The sequence below is a fragment of the Arenimonas composti TR7-09 = DSM 18010 genome, from assembly GCF_000426365.1.
In the GTDB taxonomy this organism is placed as follows: domain Bacteria; phylum Pseudomonadota; class Gammaproteobacteria; order Xanthomonadales; family Xanthomonadaceae; genus Arenimonas; species Arenimonas composti.
Genome location: NZ_AUFF01000007.1, coordinates 160,364 through 175,370, shown reverse-complemented (window position 1 = coordinate 175,370; position 15,007 = coordinate 160,364). Strand labels below are relative to the sequence as shown.

At 71.4% G+C, this 15,007-nt stretch carries 15 protein-coding genes; 5 read left to right on the top strand and 10 right to left on the bottom strand.

The window, feature by feature from the left end:
* Nucleotides 1–140: 140 nt before the first annotated feature.
* Both K311_RS16550 and K311_RS0110855 read right to left on the bottom strand, forming a co-directional pair.
* Nucleotides 141–584, bottom strand: a complete 444-nt coding sequence (locus tag K311_RS16550) for a VanZ family protein (RefSeq protein ID WP_081683414.1) — start codon at nucleotides 582–584, stop codon at nucleotides 141–143.
* Nucleotides 584–1,768, bottom strand: a complete 1,185-nt coding sequence (locus K311_RS0110855; RefSeq protein ID WP_026817334.1) for a class I SAM-dependent methyltransferase — start codon at nucleotides 1,766–1,768, stop codon at nucleotides 584–586. Before K311_RS0110855 ends, K311_RS16550 begins: the two co-directional genes overlap by 1 nt.
* A gap of 56 nt (nucleotides 1,769–1,824) precedes the next feature.
* Between K311_RS0110855 and K311_RS0110850 the strand changes: the two genes are divergently transcribed.
* A complete protein-coding gene (locus K311_RS0110850) occupies nucleotides 1,825–2,565 on the top strand; it encodes a pteridine reductase (protein WP_026817333.1) in 741 nt (246 codons plus the stop codon).
* Between the two features lies 1 nt (nucleotide 2,566).
* Here the strand turns inward: K311_RS0110850 and K311_RS0110845 are convergent, their stop codons facing one another.
* The 4 genes from K311_RS0110845 to tsaD form a co-directional block, all read right to left on the bottom strand.
* Nucleotides 2,567–3,400, bottom strand: a complete 834-nt coding sequence (locus K311_RS0110845) for a DUF6159 family protein (protein ID WP_026817332.1) — start codon at nucleotides 3,398–3,400, stop codon at nucleotides 2,567–2,569.
* Between the two features lie 69 nt (nucleotides 3,401–3,469).
* On the bottom strand, nucleotides 3,470–3,961 hold the full coding sequence (gene folK, locus K311_RS0110840) for a 2-amino-4-hydroxy-6-hydroxymethyldihydropteridine diphosphokinase (RefSeq protein WP_043797941.1): 492 nt from the start codon (nucleotides 3,959–3,961) through the stop codon (nucleotides 3,470–3,472).
* Nucleotides 3,961–4,320 carry a dihydroneopterin aldolase gene (folB, locus tag K311_RS0110835; protein ID WP_026817330.1) on the bottom strand — a complete coding sequence of 120 codons (360 nt, stop codon included), beginning with the start codon at nucleotides 4,318–4,320 and terminating at the stop codon, nucleotides 3,961–3,963. The genes folK and folB overlap by 1 nt, the downstream gene beginning before the upstream one ends.
* A gap of 32 nt (nucleotides 4,321–4,352) precedes the next feature.
* On the bottom strand, nucleotides 4,353–5,381 hold the full coding sequence (gene tsaD / locus K311_RS0110830) for a tRNA (adenosine(37)-N6)-threonylcarbamoyltransferase complex transferase subunit TsaD (protein ID WP_026817329.1): 1,029 nt from the start codon (nucleotides 5,379–5,381) through the stop codon (nucleotides 4,353–4,355).
* 136 nt (nucleotides 5,382–5,517) lie between these two features.
* Here tsaD and rpsU point away from each other — a divergent pair, with 136 nt between their 5' ends.
* From rpsU to K311_RS0110810, 4 genes are all read left to right on the top strand, one after another.
* The gene (rpsU, locus tag K311_RS0110825) at nucleotides 5,518–5,733 is read left to right on the top strand and encodes a 30S ribosomal protein S21 (protein ID WP_026817328.1); all 216 of its coding nucleotides are present in this window, start codon (nucleotides 5,518–5,520) and stop codon (nucleotides 5,731–5,733) included.
* A gap of 75 nt (nucleotides 5,734–5,808) precedes the next feature.
* Nucleotides 5,809–6,267, top strand: coding sequence for a GatB/YqeY domain-containing protein (locus K311_RS0110820; RefSeq protein ID WP_026817327.1), 459 nt, complete (start codon nucleotides 5,809–5,811; stop codon nucleotides 6,265–6,267).
* Between the two features lie 455 nt (nucleotides 6,268–6,722).
* Nucleotides 6,723–8,462, top strand: coding sequence for a DNA primase (gene dnaG / locus K311_RS0110815; protein WP_026817326.1), 1,740 nt, complete (start codon nucleotides 6,723–6,725; stop codon nucleotides 8,460–8,462).
* 140 nt (nucleotides 8,463–8,602) lie between these two features.
* Nucleotides 8,603–10,555 (top strand): S9 family peptidase, encoded by a 1,953-nt coding sequence (locus K311_RS0110810; protein ID WP_026817325.1) that lies wholly within the window; start codon nucleotides 8,603–8,605, stop codon nucleotides 10,553–10,555.
* Between the two features lie 58 nt (nucleotides 10,556–10,613).
* On the opposite strand, the gene K311_RS17795 is transcribed toward K311_RS0110810, so the two are convergent.
* From K311_RS17795 to K311_RS0110790, 4 genes are all read right to left on the bottom strand, one after another.
* A complete protein-coding gene (locus K311_RS17795; RefSeq protein WP_051239973.1) occupies nucleotides 10,614–12,446 on the bottom strand; it encodes a TonB family protein in 1,833 nt (610 codons plus the stop codon).
* Nucleotides 12,436–12,804 (bottom strand): BlaI/MecI/CopY family transcriptional regulator, encoded by a 369-nt coding sequence (locus K311_RS0110800; protein WP_026817324.1) that lies wholly within the window; start codon nucleotides 12,802–12,804, stop codon nucleotides 12,436–12,438. Before K311_RS0110800 ends, K311_RS17795 begins: the two co-directional genes overlap by 11 nt.
* 85 nt (nucleotides 12,805–12,889) lie before the next feature.
* Nucleotides 12,890–13,861, bottom strand: a complete 972-nt coding sequence (locus K311_RS0110795; RefSeq protein ID WP_051239971.1) for a heme o synthase — start codon at nucleotides 13,859–13,861, stop codon at nucleotides 12,890–12,892.
* On the bottom strand, nucleotides 13,858–15,006 hold the full coding sequence (locus tag K311_RS0110790; protein ID WP_026817322.1) for a COX15/CtaA family protein: 1,149 nt from the start codon (nucleotides 15,004–15,006) through the stop codon (nucleotides 13,858–13,860). Before K311_RS0110790 ends, K311_RS0110795 begins: the two co-directional genes overlap by 4 nt.
* Nucleotide 15,007 lies beyond the last annotated feature (1 nt).

The following is a 15,007-nucleotide window of genomic DNA, read 5'->3' as shown; positions in this document are numbered from 1 at the left end:
GCTGGTCTCCGGCAGCCCGCGTGCGTTCTGGGTCAGCACGTGGATGATCCCGTTGCCGTAGCTGAACTGCCTGATCGCGCCGTTCGGGAAGTACTGCACGCCGGTCGCGTAGGCGCCGGCCTGGGTCGGCTGGGCGAGCACTAGGTGTCGCTCCCCGCGCGTTCCCCGTTCCTGGCCACCCTCCCCCACTCGCCCGCGGCGAATAGCCGGGCGTCCAGACGCAGCAGCAGCCGTGCGCTCCAGGCACTGGTCGCCGGGACCAGCCCGAGCAGGATGCCGACACAGTTGGCGAGCAGGTCGGCGGGTTCGGCCATCCGCGTCGACGTCAGCAGCCATTGCCCGGCTTCCATGCCGGCGCCGAGTGCCAGCAGCGCGCCTGCGGCCGACCATCGTGCGCGCCGGGACGCGAAGATCTGCGTCGCCCAGGCCGACAGTACGAAATAGGCGAGGAAGTGGCCGACCTTGTCGTTGCCGACGGGCACCGGCATCGCCGGCGCCGGCAGCAGCGACAGCGCGATGCACAGCACCCAGCCGCCGATCCAGATGCCCAGCCACAGTCGTGGGCGATGAAACGGTCGAAGCATCACAGCCGCCGCACCAGGTCGCCGACCGCGAACGCATCGCGCACGTCGACGCCGCGCTGGAAGCCCATCGCCTGGAACCGCTCGCCCATCTCGCCGGGCAGGGTCAGGCGCTTGACCTCGTTGGTGCGGCGGTGCTGCTCGACGGGGTCGGCGATGGCGGCGATCGCCTCGAGCCGCTCCGGCAGGCCGTTGCCGATCAGGAAGCTGTGCTGGGCGCAGTAACCGGCGAGGCGGAAGCCGGCGTTGCTGCCCGCCTCCGCGAGCGCGGTGAAATCGACGAAGGCGGTGATGTCCTGCAGGCCCGGCAGATGGAAGGGGTCGTCGTGGGCGCGGTGGCGGTGATGGCAGACGAGGGTGCCGTCGCGGCGCTCGGGCAGGTAGTACTCGGCGCGCGGGTAGCCGTAGTCGACGAACAGCATCGCGCCCTCGCGCAGCAGGCCGCCGACCGCCTGGATCCAGTACGGCAGCTGCGGCAGCAGCTCGCTGCGGTAGCCGTCGGGCAGCGGCGCGCCGAGGTCGCGCTCGACGTGGCGCACCGCCGCATGCAGCAGCGCGTCGGCGGGCTGGTCGACGCGGATCAGGGCGCCGTCGGGCGACAGCGCCACGTGTTCCTCGAACACCTCGCCGCCGCGCAGCAGGAAGCGCGGCGTCGGCAGCGCATCGAGCACCTCGTTGGCGAACAGCAGGCCCTTCCAGTCGCCGTCCGGCGGCCCGTCCAGCCATTCGCAGCGCGCGAACAACGCGGCCGGCAGCGCCGCCTGCAGGCGCTCGCGCTGGCGTTCGCGCAGGTCGGCGCTCGGCTCGAGGATGCGGTAGCGCGCCGGCAGCGCGTCGAGCGCGGCGAGCTGGCGCAGCGCGGCTTCGGCGAAGGCACCGCTGCCACCGCCGAGTTCGAAGAAATCGACCTCTCCCTCGAGCTGGGCGAACACCTTCGCGGCGAACGTCGCGACGCATTCGCCGAAGGTCGGGCCGAGTTCGGGCGATGTGACGAAGTCGCCCTCGGCGCCGAACTTGCGCGCGCCGGCGCTGTAGTAGCCGAGGCCGGGCGCGTACAGCGCCAGCTCCATGTAGCGCGAGAACGGGATCGCGCCACCGGCGGCGGCGATCTGCGCGCGGATCAGCGCCAGCAGGCGGTCGGAATGCGCCTGCGCATCGGCGTCGGGGGCGGAAAACGACGGGGACATGTGGGAACCTTGCGATATCGGCGCGCAGGATAGCGTCAATTCGCGGAGGCTCCCGAATGTCCGGCTCACGCCCGGTCGTGCTCGTCACCGGCGGCGCCCGCCGCATCGGCGCGGCGATCGTCGCGCGCCTGCATGCGGCCGGCTACGACATCGCCCTGCACCACCGCGATTCGGCGGCGGCGGCGCAGGCCCTCGCCGCGCGGCTCGGGGAACTGCGCGCGGACAGCATCCTGCTGCTGCGCGGCGACCTCGCCGACGACGCCACCGCGCCGCGCCTCGTCGCCGAGGTGCTGGCCCGCCGCGGCCGCCTCGACGCGCTGGTGAACAACGCCAGCGCCTTCTTCCCGACCCCGCTCGGCGCGGCGACGCCGGCGATGTGGGACACGCTGTTCGCCAGCAACGCACGCGCCCCGTTCTTCCTCGCCCAGGCGGCGGCGCCGGCGCTGCGCGCGGCCGGCGGCGCGATCGTCAACCTCGCCGACGTGCACGGCGAGACGCCGCTGCGCGACCACGCGCCCTATTCCGCCGCGAAAGCCGCGCTGCTGATGCTCACCCGCGCGCTGGCGCTGGAGCTGGCGCCGGAAGTGCGGGTCAACGCGATCGCCCCCGGCGCGGTGCTCTGGCCCGAACAGGGCAAGCCGCCGGCGGAACGCGAGGCGCTGCTCGCACGCACCCCGCTCGGCCGCCTCGGCACCCCGGAAGAAATCGCCGAGGCCGTGCGCTGGCTGATCCAGGACGCCACCTACCTGACCGGCCAGACCCTCCGGCTCGACGGCGGCCGTTCGCTGGCCGGCTGAGTTACTTCGGGCGGAAGGCGGACTGCAGGGCGCCGCCGTCGAAGCCGACCGGGGCGGCGCCGTCGACGGCGTAGCGGTAGAGCGCGGCGGAGTAGATGCCGCCGAGGGCCGCCTGGATCGTCGCCAGCAGGGCGATGCCGATCACGCCGATGCCGCCGATCACCATCGCCGCCGTCGGGCCGGCGAGCAGTGCCGCAGCGACCACCAGCGCGATCACCACCAGCACCGCGAGGGCCGTCAGCAGCCCGAACGCGAGGCCGATGCCGGCATTGCCGATGATGCTTTCGCCCCAGGTCTTCTTCAGCAGCAGCACGCTCTCCTTCACCGCGTCGACCGGGCCGATGTCGCGGCTGACCAGCACCGGCACCACCAGGAAGGTCGCCAGTGTCCAGGCGGTGCCGAGCAGGCCGATCACGAAGCGGCCGATGAAGCCGGCGCGCTCCTCGATCGCGCGCAGGATCATGCCGACGGTCGCGGCGATCGCCGCGTAACCGAGGATCGGCACGATCTTCGACGTCGCGATGCGCAGGCCGTCGCCGAGGGTCGGGTCGCCGCCGTCGAGGCGGATCATCGCGGCGCCGACCAGCGCCGAATTGAAGAAGAAGATCACGAAGTACTGGCTCAGGTAGAACAGGAAGCCGAGCACGTAGGCGGCCGGGCGCAGCTCCTGGCCGTCGAACAGGTTCATGGACATCGCCGGGATCACGAACGTCGCCGCCACCAGCAGCGCACAGATCGACGACACCAGCGGGAACACCAGCAGCTCCTTGTCGGAGCGCAGGACCGAAGCGCTGGCTTTCACCAGCTGCCAGCTGCGGGCGATGCGATCGAACATGGCGGACTCCCCGAGGCCGTGACGATGGCGTGAGTATGCACGCCGGGCTGCCGCCGTGCAGGTCCGCGCTCAGCCCAAAGCGAGGCCGGTGCGCGCCATCCCCGGCTCGCCGCCCTGCGCGGCCCACAGCTCGGCCAGCGTGCGGCCGTCACCGGGCACGCGAAGCCCCGGCGCGAGGTCGAACAGCGGCCTGAGCACGAATGCGTGCTTCAGCTCGGGGCGCGGCAGCTGCAGGTGGCCGGGGCCGTCGAGCACCAGGTCGTCGAAGAACACGATGTCGATGTCGAGCGGCCGGCTGGAGAAGCGCGGCTGGCTGCGGTCGCGGCCGTGGGCGTCCTCGAGCGCGTGCAGCCAGGCGTCGAGCGCATGCACGTCGAGATCGGAGTCGATCACCGCCGCGGCATTGAGGAAATCGGGGCCGGCGAAACCGATCGCCGGCGTGCGGTACACCGGCGAGAAGCACGCCCCCGGGAAGCGCTCGCGCAATGCCGACGCCGCGGAAACCAGGTTGCGCTCGGCGTCGAGGTTGCTGCCGAGGCTGAGCCAGGCGGTGCCGCTCATCAGGCCGGTTTCGTGCCGCGCTCGATGACCACGCCGACCGCGCGCGAGCCACGTACCGCGCCCGGCTTGGCCAGCTTCAGGCGCAGCCATGGCACCGCGAATTCCTCGCGGATGATCGCGGCGCAGCGTTCGGCCAGCGTCTCGACGAGTTCGAACTTCGATTCGGACACGAACGCGATCAGCCGCTTGCTGACCGCCTTGTAGTCGAGCGTGTCGGCGATCGCGTCGCTCGCCGCCGGCACCGTGTTGTCGAAGGCCATCTCGATGTCGAGCACGACCTTCTGCAGGATCTTGCGCTCCCAGTCGTAGATGCCGATGACGCACTCGATCTCGAGCGCCTCGATGAAGACCACGTCCATGCCGTCCCCCTCCTTGCCCTGTAGGAGCGCCTTCAGGCGCGATCCGATGCCACTTCCGGCAACGCCGCCATGTCCCACCGCGGCGTCACATGCACCCCGGCGTCCTCGTGCTGCCCCGCCATCAGCCGCAGTGCGCCCGCGAACGCGATCATCGCCCCGTTGTCGGTGCAGAAGGCCGGGCGCGGGAAACGAACGCGACCACCCCGCTTCTCCGCCATCGCCTGCAGCATCGCCCGCAGCCTCAGGTTGGCGCCCACGCCGCCGGCGACCACCAGGGTGTGAATGCCGGTCTGCTCCAGCGCCCGCCGGCACTTGATCGCCAGGGTCTCGACCACCGCGTCCTCGAAACCGCGGGCGATGTCGGCGCGGGTCTGTTCGCTGCGGTCGCTCTGCTGCCAGGCCAGCAGCACCTGGGTCTTGAGGCCGGAGAAGCTGAAATCCAGCCCCGGCCGGTCGGTCATCGGGCGGCTGAAGGTGAAGGCGCCCGGGCGCCCGGTTTCGGCCAGCGCAGCCAGTTGAGGCCCGCCGGGGTATGGCAGGCCCATCAGCTTCGCGGTCTTGTCGAAGGCCTCGCCGGCGGCATCGTCCAGGGTCTCGCCGAGCAGCCGGTAGGCGCCGATGCCGTCCACTTCCACGAGCTGGGTGTGACCGCCGGAGACCAGCAGGGCCACGAACGGCGGCCGCAGCGAGGGATCCTCGAGCAGCGGCGCCAGCAGGTGGCCTTCCATGTGGTGGACGCCGACGGCCGGCACCTCCAGCGCCCAGGCCAGGGCGCGGCCGGCCGCGGCACCGACCATCAGCGCCCCGACCAGGCCGGGGCCGGCGGTGTAGGCGACGCCGTCGAGGTCGGACGCCGCCAGCCCGGCCTCGGCCAGGGTTTGCCGGACCAGCGGCAGCAGCTTGCGCACGTGGTCGCGGCTGGCCAGCTCCGGCACCACCCCGCCGTATTCGGCGTGCAGGGCGATCTGGCTGTACAGGGCGTGCGCCAGCAGGCCGCGGTCCGTGTCGTACACGGCCACGCCGGTTTCGTCGCAGCTGGTTTCGATGCCGAGGACGCGCATGGGCCTGGATTTCGGGGCCCGCGGGCCGCCTTGCAAGGGAAAATCCCCGGTCGGCTTGCCTGATCCGGGGGAGCCCGCGTATCATACGCGGCTCGCCGGCCAGCCCGTGCGAATTCCCAGAATCCAGAGAGTTCCTATGCCGTCCGTCAAAGTCCGCGAAAACGAGCCGTTCGAGTTTGCGCTGCGCCGCTTCAAGCGCACCTGCGAAAAGGCCGGCGTCCTGGCCGAGACCCGCAAGCGCGAGTTCTACGAGAAGCCGACGCAGGAGCGCAAGCGCAAGGCCGCTGCCGCGGTGAAGCGTCAGCTGCGCCGCACGTCGCGCGACGTCACGAAGAAGCAGCGCCTGTACTGAGCCGCTGTGCTTCCTGAAAAGCCGGCACGCGCGAGCGTCGCCGGCTTTTCGTGTTTTTTGTTCCCGGAGAATCCCATGAGCCTGAAAGCCCGACTGACCGATGACATGAAGACCGCGATGAAGGCCGGTGAGAAGGATCGCCTGGCGGTCATCCGGCTGATCAATGCGGCGATCAAGCAGAAGGAAGTCGACGAGCGGGTCGAGATGACCGACGCGCTGGTGCTGGCCGTGCTCGAGAAGATGGTCAAGCAGCGCAAGGACTCGATCACGCAGTACGACGCCGCCGGCCGCGACGACCTCGCCGCGGTCGAGCGCTACGAGCTCGGCGTGATCGAGGCCTATCTGCCCGCGAAGATGGACGAGGCCACGGTCGCGGCCACGGTCGCGGCCGCGGTCGATGCCGCGGTCGCCGAAACCGGTGCCGCCGGCCCGGCCGACATGGGCAAGGTCATGGCGGTCCTCAAGCCCAAGCTCGCCGGCCAGGCCGACATGGGCGAAGTCTCCAGGCTCCTGAAGGCCCGTCTGTCGCCGTAACGGCCGGGGAAAGTTCGCGGGCTGGCCGCTGCGTGCAGGCGTTTCGCGGACACGCCGCAAGTACGTCCATGTAGGCTAATCGGCGACATCCCTGTCGCCGATTGTCCGCGAAACGCCTGCACGCACCGGCCTCGACGGATCATCGCCGGCCGTCACCGCGACAGACGACGCAGCGCCTCGAATTCCCATCGGGGAACCGTAGGCCCGGGCCAGGCCTCCCGCGAATCTCCGACTCCCGACCCACCGGTGGAACGCGGCGCCCCCGCTCTGCTTTTTCTGTCGCCGGCGAGGAATTCCGGGGCCGGCGGCGCGAGGCCGCGGGCCGGGCAATCGGCGACACGGATGTCGCCGATTAGCCTACATGGACGTATTCACGGCGTGCCCGGCCCGCGGCCTCGCGTCGCCGGCCAATCGCGACAGAAAAATCCGGCGACGGAAAAAGGCAGACTTGGCGGATGGCACGGATCCCGGACGCGTTCATCGATGAGTTGCTGGCGCGGACGGACGTCGTCGAGGTCGTCGGCAGCCGCGTCCCGCTGAAACGCCAGGGCCGCGAATACTCCGCGCGCTGCCCCTTCCACGACGAGCGGTCGCCGTCGTTCACGGTGTCGCCGACGAAGCAGTTCTATCACTGCTTCGGCTGCGGCGCGCACGGCACCGCGATCAGTTTCCTGATGAATTACGACCGCCTCGAATTCCTCGACGCGGTGGAGGAACTGGCCAAGCGCGCCGGCATGGAAGTGCCGCGCGACACCCGCCAGCGCAACCAGGACGGCGAGACGCAGGAACTGCTGGCCGCGCTCGACGCGGCGCAGCAGTTCTTCCGCCAGCAGCTGTCGGCGAGCCCGAAGGCGAAGGCCTATCTCGAGCGCCGCGGCGTCGACGCAGAGAACCGCGAGCGTTTCGGCATCGGCTACGCGCCCGACGCCTGGGACGCGCTGAAGAACGCGCTCGGCACCGACGAGCGTCGGCTCGCGCGGCTGGAGAAGGCCGGGCTGTTCTCGCGCAAGGACGCCGGCCGCGTCTACGACAAGTTCCGCGACCGGGTGATGTTCCCGATCCACGACCGCCGTGGCCGCGTGATCGCCTTCGGCGGCCGCGTGCTCGAGAAGGACGACGGCCCGAAGTACCTGAACTCGCCGGAGACGCCGCTGTTCCACAAGGGACGCGAGCTCTACGGCCTGTGGCAGGTGCGGCAGGCGCACGCAAAGGTCCCGCGCCTCGTCGTCGTCGAGGGCTATATGGACGTGGTGTCGCTGTTCCAGTTCGGCGTCACCACCGCGGTGGCGACGCTCGGCACCGCGACCACGCCCGACCACGCCGAACTGCTGTTCCGCAACGCCGCCGACGTCTACTTCTGCTTCGACGGCGACCGTGCCGGCCGCGGCGCCGCGTGGAAGGCGCTGGAGTCGGTGCTGCCGCGCATGAAGGACGGCCGCCAGGCCTTCTTCCTGTTCCTGCCCGAAGGCGAGGACCCGGACACCATCGTGCGCAAGGAGGGCGCCGCCGGTTTCGACGCGCGCCTGGTGCAGGCGATGCCGCTGTCGGAATTCTTCTGGAACGAGCTGGCGAAGGACGTCAACCTCGTCGGCATGGAAGGCAAGGCGCGGCTGGCCGAACGCGCGAAACCGCTGCTCGCGCAGATCCCCGACGGCGCCTTCCGCGACCTGATGCAGCAGCGCCTGACCACGTTGACCGGCGTCGGCGGCGCCGCCGAAGCCGCGGCTCCGCCACCGCCGGCGCGCGCGATCGCCCGCGGCGGCGTGCGTGGTGCGCGTCCGGCGAAGCGCAGCCATGTGCGTACCGCGATCACCCTGCTGCTGCAGAAGCCGGCGCTCGTCGAGGTCATCCAGCCGCCGCATCTGTTCGCCGCGCTCGACCTGCCCGGCATCCCGCTGCTGCTCGACCTGATCACCCTGCTGCGCGAGCGCCCACACCTGAATACGGGGGCGATCCTCGAGCACTTCGCCGGCCGCGAAGAAGCCGCGGCGCTGCAGAAGCTCGCACTCGACAGCGAGCCGGGCAGCGACGCCGAACTCGCCGAGGTGCTGGCCGGCGCCCTCGCCGCGCTCGATGCGCAGACCCGTCGCCAGCGCTTCGAGGCGCTGAGCGCGAAGGAACAGCGCGAAGGGCTGACGGCCGAGGAACAGCGGGAGCGCTGGGCGCTGGTGCTGGAGCTCAAGCGCGGCCTGTAGGAGCGGCTTCAGCCGCGATCGGAGGTGGCGGGGGAGAAAGCGCGGGATAAGTGCGAGAAAGGGCACCGCGGCTGAAGCCGCTCCTACACGTCGTGGGCGGCACTCGTTAGAGTCGGGGTTCCTGTCCACGGAGGTTCCCGATGCGCTCACTCCCGCTCCTGCTCGCGCTGGCCCTCGCCGCGCCATCCGTCGTGTTCGCCGAAGACGTCGTCCGCGAGAAGGTCGGCACGCGCATCAGCGAGAACGTGCCCGAGGTCCCGGCCGAGCTGCGCGAACGCCTGGACCGCTACCAGAACACCCGCGGCGCCGGCTTCGCCGGCTGGCTGCCCGACGGCACGATGCTGATCGGCACGCGCTTCGCCGAAACCAACCAGATCCATCGCGTCGCCGCGCCACTCGGCATGCGCGAGCAGCTGACCTTCTTCCCGGAACCGGTCGGCGGAATCGCGGTGGCGCCGGCGTCGGCGCCGCGGCCGGGCTTCGTGTTCGCGCGTGACCGCGGCGGCGACGAGTTCTTCCAGCTGCACTGGTTCGACCTGCAGACGCGCGAGACCACCCTGCTCAGCGACGGCGGCCGCAACCAGAACAACGGCCCGCTGTGGTCGCACGACGGCCGCCAGCTCGCCTGGGCCAGCACCGCGCGCAACGGCACCGACTACGACATCGTCGTGCGCGACATGGTCACCGGTACGAACCGCACCGTGCTGAGCGAGGGCGGGCAGTGGTCGGCGACGGATTTCTCGCCGGATGGCCAGCGCCTGCTGGTGATCCGGCGCGTGTCGATCAACGAGGCCTACCCCGGCGAGCTCGACCTGCGCACCGGCAAGCTCGAGATGTTCCCGGTCGACGGCGGCAAGGCGGCGTTCTCGGGCTTCCGTTATGCGCCGGGTGGCCAGGGCGTCTACTACGTCTCCGACGAGGAGTCGCAGTTCATGACGCTGCGCCACCACGACCCGGCCAGCGGCAGGTTCACCGAGCTCAGCCGCGACATTCCGTGGGACGTGAGCCGCTTCGACATCGCCGACGACGGCCGCCACCTGGCCTTCGTCAGCAACGAGGACGGCATCGGCAAGCTGCACGTGCTCGCGCTGCCCGGGCACCGCGAGGTGAAGCTGCCGGAACTGCCGATCGGCGTGATCGGCAACATCGGTTTCACGCCGGACGGGCGTTCGCTGGCGGTCACGCTCAACACCGCGACCTCGCCGAGCGACGTGCTCGTGTTCGATCTCGCCGACGCGAGCGCGACGGCATGGACGCGCAGCGAGGTCGGTGGCCTCGATTCGTCGGGCTTCATCGCCCCGACCCTGGTGCGCTTCCCGACCTTCGACGAGGTCGACGGAGAACGCCGCACGATCCCGGCCTTCTATTACAAGCCCGAAGGTGACGGCCCGTTCCCGGTCGTGATCAGCATCCACGGCGGCCCGGAGTCGCAGGCCTTTCCGTCCTTCAGCCCGCAGTTCCAGTTCCTGCTGCGCGAGCTCGGGGTCGCGGTGCTGGTGCCGAACGTGCGCGGCTCGTCCGGTTACGGCAAGGACTACCTGCAGCTCGACAACGGCGTGAAGCGCGAGGATTCGGTGCGCGACATCGGCGCCCTGCTCGACTGGGTCGCGACCCGCCCCGAACTCGATGCGAACCGCGTCGGCGTGATGGGCGGCAGCTACGGCGGCTACATGGTGCTGGCGTCGATGATCCACTACGACGAGCGCATCCGCGCCGGCATCGACGTCGTCGGCATCAGCGACTTCCGCACCTTCCTGACCAATACCGAGAGCTACCGCCGCGACGCCCGCCGCGAGGAATACGGCGACGAGCGCGACCCGGCGGTCGGCGCCGTGCTCGACCGGATCGCGCCGCTGCGCAACGCGGCGAAGATCACCAAGCCGCTGTTCGTCGCCCAGGGTCTGAACGACCCGCGGGTGCCGTACACCGAGGCCGAGCAGATCGTGAAGGCGGTGCGCGGCAACGGTGGCGAGGTCTGGTACGCCCTCTTCGAGGACGAAGGCCACGGCTTCCGCAAGAAGGGCAATTCCGACTGGTTCAGCGCCGCCAGCATGCTGTTCTGGCAGCGTCACCTGCTCGACAGCGCCGACTGAGCCCGAGTGGGCCTCCGGCCGGTCGCGCGTCGCGTGCGACCGGCCGGCGACGTGCCCCTTACTGGTCCGCGCGCGGTGCGATCAGCGGCACCGGCGGGCGCGGGTACCAGCTCACCCGCAACCCCATCTCGGTGTCGGCGCCGCGGCGTTCGTCGAAAGCGACCGGCACGACGATGGTGCTGGCGACGGCGACGCCGTCGCGGCGGGTCGGTTCGAAGCGCCACCGCTTCACGGCCCGCATCGCGGAGCGGCCGTAATCGCGGTTGAGCTCGTTGCGGACGACGTCGGTCTCGAGCACCCGGCCGGTCTCGTCGAGTTCGACCATCACCCACACGACGGCTTCCTGCTCGCGCTCGAGCTCGGTCCGCGTCACGTAGCGCGGCGGCTTGGCGAGCGTCGAATGCACGACCCGCGCCGGCTGCAGCGCCGGGTCGGCAGCGGCCGGCGGGGTGGCGGCTGCCGGCGTGGCGGCGGCCGGGGCATCGGCGGCGACCGGCGACTCCGCATCGATCGATTCGGCCGGCGGAGCCGCCGGAAGCGCGGCCGCCGGATGCGCCGGGACGGGCAAAGCGGGCGCGACCGGTGCCGGGGCGGCCACCGGTGCCGCCGCGGCCACCGGTGTCGGCGCGGCCGCAACCGGCGATGCCGGCGCGACGGCGACCGGTGCGGGCGCAGCCGCCGGCGCGGACACCGAAGCGGCCGCAACCGCGGGCGTCACCGCCACCACCGGCGCCGGTGCGACGACGGGGCGGGCCGCCACCGGGGCAGCCGGCGCCGCGATCGCGACGGGCGCCGCCGATGGCGCCGCGGCCGGCGCCACGGTGGCGACCGGTGCCGCCGCCGCGACAGGCTGCACCTGCCACAACGACATCGCGGTCGCCGAACTCGCGGCGAGCGCGAGCACGACGCCGGGCACGAGCCGCGCGGGGCCGTGCAGGGGCTTCTTCAACATGGCGATTCTCCATTTCAGGGGATGGCTGGACTGCCATGCGCAGCCGACCGGCAGTCCAGGGACGGCCAGCTGCGTGTTCAGGAGGGCGGTCGCGTAATCGCGGGCGCCGCCGGGATGCTCGCGCAGCACCTGCGCGTCGCAGGCGAGTTCCTGGTCCAGGCGCAGCCGTGCGGCGGCCGCGTGCACCAGCGGATGGAACCAGAACAGGCAGCGCAGCACGCACAGGCCGAGGTTGGCCTGCAAGTCGCCGCGACGCAGGTGCACGCGCTCGTGCGCCAGCACCAGCCGGCGCTGCGCCGGTTCGAAGCGGTCGTCGAAATCGGCGGGAAGCACGATCCGCGGCGCGAACGCGCCGATCACCGCCGGCGGCAGCCCGGCGGCGCGGGCCTGCCAGGCGCCATCGCGGCGCCGGCGCAGCGGTCCGAGCGCACGCAGGTAGCGGCGCTGCTGGCCGTACAGGTAGGCCGCGGCCGCGAAGGCGCCGAGGCCCCAGGCGGCCAGCAGCCAGTGCGGCGACGGCGGCGTCGCCGCGAATGCCTTGCGCAGCACCGCGGCCGCGCCGGCAACGGGCGAGCCCGCGGCCGCCGCGCCCCGCGCTGCCTCGCTGTGGTCGCGGGCTGCCGGCGACGCCCGTTCCGGCACGTCGGTGGCGGCGATGGCCGGGGCGTCGATGGCGACGGTGGCCGGTGCGACGAGGGCGGTGGCGGTGGCGGTGGCGTCAGCGGCCTCGGTCGCGAACCGCGCCGGCGGCACGGGGAGCGACGCCGGCCGCGGCAGCGTCGTCGCCAGCAGCGCCGCCGGCAACAGCAACCACAGCCACAGCACCGCGCCAGGGCCGAGCAGCTGCCGCACCAACGGCCGCAGCGGCATCAGCACGGCCAGCGCCAGGGTCAGCGCGAGGGTCGAGCGCAGCAGCCAGCCGGCGAGCTCAGCGGCCATCGTCGAGATCCTCGATCAGGCGGCGCAGTTCGGCGATGTCGTCGCGGCTCAGCTCGCCGCGTTCGCCGAAGTGGGCCACCAGCGGCGCGATGCGGCCGCCGAACAGGCGGTCGACGATGCCGCGGCTCTGCGCCTGCACCCAGTCCTCGCGCTGCAGCACCGGCCGGTAGCGGTAACGGCGACCTTCCTTCTCGGCGCTGATCGCGCCCTTGCCGAGCAGCCGGTTCAGCAGGGTGCGCACGGTCGGCTCGGCCCAGTCGTTGGCCGCGGCGACGCGGGCGATCAGGTCGTCGGCGGTCGCCTCCCCCGCCTCCCAGAGCGCCAGCATCACGGCACTCTCGGCTTCGCTGATCTGGATCGGGGACATCGGCGCCTCCAACGTTTACATGCGTAATGGAAAACCTTTTACGCCTGTAAATCGGAACCGTCAACGGCCCGCGGGATCACCCCACCGGTTCGAAGCGCAGCGCCGCCGCGGTCGCCGTGTCCGGAATCAGCCAGTGGTCGGCGAGCAGGAAGGCGAACAGCGCCATCAGGTAGATCACCGAATAGTGGAAGACCTTCATCGCGAACAGCTCGGACGGCGGGTCCAGCAGCCGCCACGCGTACCAGACGAAGACGCCGCCGAGCACCAGCGCGCCGCCGAGGTAGAGCTCGTGGCTCATGCCCGGCACGATCCCCGGCAGCAGCGACACCACCAGCAGCAACACGCTGTAGAACAGGATCTGCCAGCGCGTGTAGGTGACGCCGTAGACGACCGGCAGCATCGGGATCATCGCCCGCGCGTAGTCGTCGCGGCGGAAGATCGCCAGCGCCCAGAAATGCGGCGGCGTCCACACGAAGATGATCAGCACGAGCAGCAGCGGCCGGTCGTAGTCGAGCTGCGAGAACAGCTGCGCGAACGTCACGCCCGCCGGCCAGCCCTTCACCGCGGCCCAGCCGAGCAATGGCGGCGCCGCGCCGGCGAGGCCGCCGATGACGATGTTCTGCGGCGTCGCCCGCTTCAGCCAGCCGGTGTAGATGATCGCGTAGCCGATCAGCGAGGCGAAGGTCAGCACCGCGCAGAACCAGTTGACGACGAGGCCGAGCAGGGCCATCGACGCGACCCCGAGCAGCAGCGCGAAGCCCAGCACCTGCATCGGCCGCAGCGAACCGACCGCGAGCGGGCGGTGCTGGGTGCGCGCCATCAGCGCGTCGATGCGCTGGTCGAGCAGGTGGTTGATCGCCGCCGCCGACGCCGCCGCCAGCCAGATGCCGGCGAAGCCGGCGGCCATCGCCGGCAGCGGCCAGGGCTCGCCGGGCTCGACCGCCATCGCCATGCCGATCAGCGCGGTGAACACGATCAGCGCGACGACCCGCGGCTTGGTCAGCTCCCAGTACGCGGCGAAGCCGCCGGCCTCGGCGCGCGGGCTCATTCCGGGGCCCGCAGCCGGGCCAGCAGGCCGACCAGCACGAACAGCAGCAGGGCGGCACCGGCGTTGTGCGCGACCGCCGTCCACAGCGGCAGCGCCAGCTTGACGTTGAGGATGCCGAGCGTGACCTGTGCGACCAGCAGGAGCAGCAGCAGCGACGACCAGTAACGCAGGCCCGGCGTGCGGAACATCTTCAGGCCGACGACCAGCAGCCAGGTCGCGACGATGACGGCCAGGATCCGGTGCGAGAGCTGGATCGCCACGCGCGCCGGACCGTCGAGCACGCCGCCTTCGTAGTCGACGCCGATGCCGCGCCAGAGCACGAAGCCCTCGCGGAAGTCGGTCGCCGGCCACCAGGAGCCCAGGCACATCGGGAAATGGGTGCCGCAGGACAGCGCCGCGTAGTTCGCGCTGACCCAGCCACCGAGGGCGATCTGCGCGACCAGCAGCACCAGGCCGATCCAGAGCAGGCGCCGCAGCTTCGGCGCGTCGGCCTGGAACAGCCGCGACGACGGCGTCGTCTTCCACGCCATCCAGGTCAGCAGCGAGAAGGTCAGCAGGCCGCCGAGCAGATGCGCCATCACGATGATCGGCTTCACCAGCCAGATCACCGTCCACATGCCGAGGATCGCCTGGAACACGATCACCATCAGGATCACGGCCGCGAAGCCGGCCGGGTCGCCGCCGCGCCAGCGGATCGCCTGCACGAGCAGGATCAGTTCGCCGGCGATCACCAGTGCCAGCGAGGCGACATGGTCCGGCGGCCGGTCGCCGAAGCCCATGTAGACCGGGATCGACAGCGCCACCAGGCCGGAGGCGAGCAGCACGCTGAGGCTGCCGAAGCGGCGGCGGCGCGCGGCGATCAGCGCCAGCGCCAGCACCAGCACGCCGAGGGCACCGGCGATGTGGCGGTGCACCTGTTCGCGCCATGCCTTGTGGCTCTCGACCGGACGCTCGAACGCTTCATTCGCGGCATCGATCTCGTGCCCGTGCACCGGCCAGGTGACCTTGCCGTAGCAGGTCGGCCAGTCCGGGCAGCTCAGGCCGGCGTTCGACAGCCGGACGAAGCTGCCGAACACGATCACGCCGAAGGCCAGCAGCACGGCGGCCCAGGCGAGGCGATGGAAATGGCGGGACGGGCTGTTCATC